Here is a 4,681-nt window from a genome sequence, read left to right as displayed (position 1 = left end):
TGTTTAGTTTTTGGTGGTTTGTTCCTTCTTTAATGGAACATCGCACAGTATTTCTTGAAGTTCTAGCTGCCTCATTTTTTGTACAAATATTTGGCTTGGTTAACCCGTTAATGACGATGATAATCATCGACAAAGTTATGGGGCAACGAAACATTGAAGCTCTGGATGTTTTAGGGATATTAATGTTGGGTGTGGCTTTGTTTGAGGCTTTGTTGGGAGGTCTACGGACTTTTTTGTTTGTAGATACTACTAACCGCATAGATGTGAAACTTAGCTCGGAGGTGATTGATCATTTACTCCGTCTGCCACTCAACTATTTTGATAATCGTCGGGTGGGTGATTTGACGGGTAGGATTGGAGAATTAGCTAATATTCGGAATTTTCTCACAGGTACAGCTTTAACTGTGGTTTTGGATGCTGTATTCTCGGTAATTTATATTGCTGTGATGTTGGCTCTCAACCCACTAATGACGGCAGTAGCTTTGGCTGGAATGCCTTTCTTTGCTGGGATTATTGTGATTAACTCTCCTATTGTCAGAAGGTTACTGCGGAAAAAAGCAGAACGTTATGCCGACTCTCAGTCATACCTAGTAGAGGTACTAAACGGTGTGCAAACTATTAAGGCACAAAATTTAGAATTGCGGTCTCGTTGGGAATGGTCGGCTCGGTATGCAAAGTTTATGACTGCTAGTTTTAATACTGTTCTGACTCAAACTACTTCTAGTTCTATTAGTACCTTTTTAAATAAACTTTCAGGACTGGCTCTTTTATGGGTTGGTGCTTATTTAGTTATTGATAATCAGTTATCTGTAGGGGGATTAATTGCTTTCCGAATTATTGCCGGTAATGTAACAGGTTCGTTGCTCCGTTTTGTTAGTGTTTGGCAAAGTTTCCAAGAAGTGGGAATGTCGATTGAACGATTAAGAGATGTATTAGATACTGAGGCGGAAGTAGATGAGGAAGACCGGAATAATATTGATATGCCACCAATTAATGGGGGTGTGAAATTTGAGGAACTTTCTTTCCGATTTACTCAAAGCGGACCTCTACAATTAGCAAATATAAATTTAGAATTTCCTGCCGGTTATTTTGTCGGTATTGTTGGGTTGAGTGGTTCGGGAAAAAGTACGTTGATGAAATTATTACAACGTTTATATCCACCACTTTCGGGTCGAATTTTTGTTGATGGATACGATATTCAAAAGGTAGAATTATATTCTTTACGTCGTCAAATTGGAGTGGTTTTACAAGATACTCTCCTATTTAACGGTACAGTTCAAGATAATATTGCTTTGACAAATCCAGATGCAACAACTGATGAAATTATTCGGGCAGCTAAGATAGCAGTTGCCCATGATTTTATTATGAATTTGCCTAGTGGATACAACACAATGGTAGGAGAAAGAGGAAGCTCACTATCAGGGGGGCAAAGGCAAAGAATTGCAATTGCTCGGACAGTTCTACAAAATCCCAAATTGTTGATTTTAGACGAAGCAACTAGCGCCTTAGATTACAGTTCAGAACGTCAGGTTAGTGAGAACTTAGCTGAGGCTTTTGCCAATACAACAGTGTTCTTTATTACTCACCGTTTAACAACAGTAAAAAATGCTAATACTATCATTATGATGGATAAAGGTTCCGTCGTAGAACAGGGAACCCATAACGAATTAATGGCAGTAAAAGGACGCTATTTCTGTCTGTATCAACAACAAGAATCTCAGCAATGAGAATTTAGAATTTAGGAGTTAGGAATAACAAAGAAGTCAGAAGTAAGAAAGAAGAAAAAGTCGGGAAATTTAGGAAATGTACCTAAATTATTAAAGGTAAGAAGGAGTCAGGAAGTTTGAGGCAGATTACTATAGTTATTTCAGTTGAGATTGAGACGATAATTTATTGTTGTGAAACGGTTTCAGCCGAAAAAGTATCTCATTCTTATTTAAAAAACAACTATCAATGCTATAAAACTAAAAAGTAGTGGAAAGTTTACAGAAAACTCCTGAATTGTCCATAAGAAAATGGATGTTGAAAAAGTAGCTCTATCTAGAATTCAGAATAGAGAATTCAGAATTAAGAAGTAAGAAAGAAGAAAGATTCGGGAAATTTAGGAAATGTACCTAAATTATTAAAGGTAAGAAAGAGTCAGGAAGTTTGAGGCAGGTTACTAAATGCTATAAAACTAAAAAGTAGCAGAACGTTTGCAGAAAACTCCTGAATTATTCAGAAGGAAATGGATGTTGAAAAAGTAGCTCTATCTAGAATTCAGAATAGAGAATTCAGAAGTAATATAGGAACTATACCTAAATTCTCAAAAGTAGCTCTATCCAATCCATATTAGACAGATATTTCCATCATTTTTTCCTTTTTTTTCAAAACTTATTCTCTCTTCCCTGCTTCTTGCTTCCCTCTCTACCCTTCCTTATTTTCTTCCTCCCTACCTACTTCCTACTCCCTGCTTCCTATTTACTACTCCCTACTCCCTACTCCCTAATCCCTAATTATTAAAAAAAATGCAAGATAAATCAGTATCACTAAACGAACAACCAGTAATTTTAGAGAAACCAGCCATATTATCTAGGCTATTTCTGTGGATCATTATGTTAATGACCAGTTCAGCCATCATCTGGGCATACTTTGCTGAGATAGACCAAGCAGTACCTGCAATAGGTCAATTAGAACTCAAAGATGGTTCCATAGACGTGCAAGCTCCTACCAGTGGAAATGTAGTTAGACTTCATGTAGAAAATGGCGATCGCGTGGAAAAGAATCAACCATTACTAACTTTTAGTCCTACTGCTCCTAGTGCAGATTTAGGTTCTGCAAAAGAATTAAGAGATACCCTCAAAAGAGAAAACGAATTCTATAAGGAGGTATTAAATGGAAAGGTTCCTACAGCTTTACCTCCAGATTTACAAAAACTTGCCCAAGAAAGACAAACTAGAGTATCAGAAAATCAAGCCTACCGCGCTCTAATTAATGAACTTTATTTAAACAGGGGTAGTTTTGTCAATGTTGACCCTAGTTTACAAGGATTATACATCAACTACAAAGCTGAATATAATTCCCGTGTAGGTGCCGTAGAACTACAAATCACAGAACTACAAAAGCAACTTCAACAGGCAGAAAAAGAGGAAGAAGCGGCAACAGAACAACTAAGAGTAGCTCAAACACAATTGCAATATGCTAGACAACAATTACAGTTTTCTAAACAACAATTAAATAATAGTAAGCAACAGCTAACTTATGCTTATGAACAATTAAATAACGCAGAAAAACAACTCAAATTTTCCAGAGAACAACTCAACAACACCCAGGCACAATTAAAATATTCTCAAGAACAACTACAACTAGCAAAAGGGCAATTAGATAAATCAGAAAAAGTATTAGATTCTAACGAAGGAATTCTAGAACAAATATCTCCTTTGGTGGAAGAAGGAGCAATCGCTGAACTGCAAAAAAAACGTCAAGAGCAAGAGGTATTTCGAGGAGAAAGTGAGCTCTTAAGACAACAAGACCAGATACAATCAAGGGCAGGAGAAATTAATACTAGATTAGGAGAAGTTAATAGCCGGTTAGCAGATATTAACGCTAGAGAAGGAGATGTAAATTCTCGGAGAGCAGATATTAATACTTTAGAGGGAGAAATTAATACTCGCGAGGGAGAAATTAATTCTAGGCAAGCAGATATTAATGCGCGAGAAGGAGAAGTAAAAGCACGTCAAGCAGAAGTGCAACGTGCTAGGTTAGAACAACAACGTTTAAACGTATCTATTAATAGAACCAAGGAACAATTAAAAAATACAAGAGATGCTTGGGCAAGGGAACTTTATGGCAGAATTGCTGAAAATAAAGGTAGGGAAATTGCCAGAATAGATTCTCAGTTTACTCGCTTACAACTAGAAAATAATAAGCGACTGACTGAGGTTAATGCTCAGATTGAAAAGTTAGAAGAAACTCGTGATAATCAAGTTTTAAAATCACCAGTTTCTGGAGTAATTTTTGATTTACAACCTGTGAGTAAAGAAGAATCTTCTCTAGATATAAAAACAGATTCTATTTGTCAATATGTTATTAATGAAGTTTTGAAACCAGGAGATATTCAACCAGAAAGATGTGAGGATGCTTCCTATGAGGCACAACAAACTCAACCTTTACTGACAGTATTGGATGATGATGAAGGTTTAGAGGCAGTAGTTTATATTCAAAATAAAGATGTTGCTCTAGTCTTAAAAGCTTTAAATGATAAACGGAAAAAATTAGAACCTTATCACGACCAAGAGTTAGCTGGAGGAGAAGTTATTGAATGTGAACCGGGTAAAAAATGTGCTTGTCCGGAACTGAAAGAAAATCGAGAAAAATTAGATTTAAGTGATATAGAATGTGTACCTGTAGAAGTGCAAGTTGAGGCTTTACCAGCAAATGAGTTTGGAACAGTAACTGGGGAAGTTATTTCTATTAGTGATGATGCTATTCCACCAGACCAAGAAGCAGGAAGACCTTATTTTTCTTTTGAAACAACTATTGATTTAGAACGCCAAACATTTGTTCTGGATAATGAGAACGATCTGGAGATTGGTTTGCAGAATGGTATGGCAATTAACTCAAATATTAATGTTGGTAAGCGGACGGTTTTAGAGTTATTCTTTAACCGCTTTACTGGCAAGTTTAAGAGTTTGACTAATGA

The 4,681-nt window shown here is 36.4% G+C and carries 2 protein-coding genes; both read left to right on the top strand.

Going from position 1 to position 4,681, the window contains the following annotated elements; translation table 11 throughout:
* The coding region (locus F6K22_RS32675; RefSeq protein WP_293107903.1) for a peptidase domain-containing ABC transporter at positions 1–1,727 on the top strand (1,727 nt) is incomplete at its 5' end.
* Positions 1,728–2,507: 780 nt separating this feature from the next.
* On the top strand, positions 2,508–4,681 hold a 2,174-nt coding region (locus F6K22_RS32670; protein WP_293107902.1), incomplete at its 3' end, for a beta-barrel domain-containing protein.

Source organism: Okeania sp. SIO2F4, assembly GCF_010672385.1.
In the GTDB taxonomy this organism is placed as follows: domain Bacteria; phylum Cyanobacteriota; class Cyanobacteriia; order Cyanobacteriales; family Microcoleaceae; genus Trichodesmium.
Note: the sequence above shows the minus strand (reverse complement) of the source record. Positions and strands in the feature narration are given on the sequence as shown.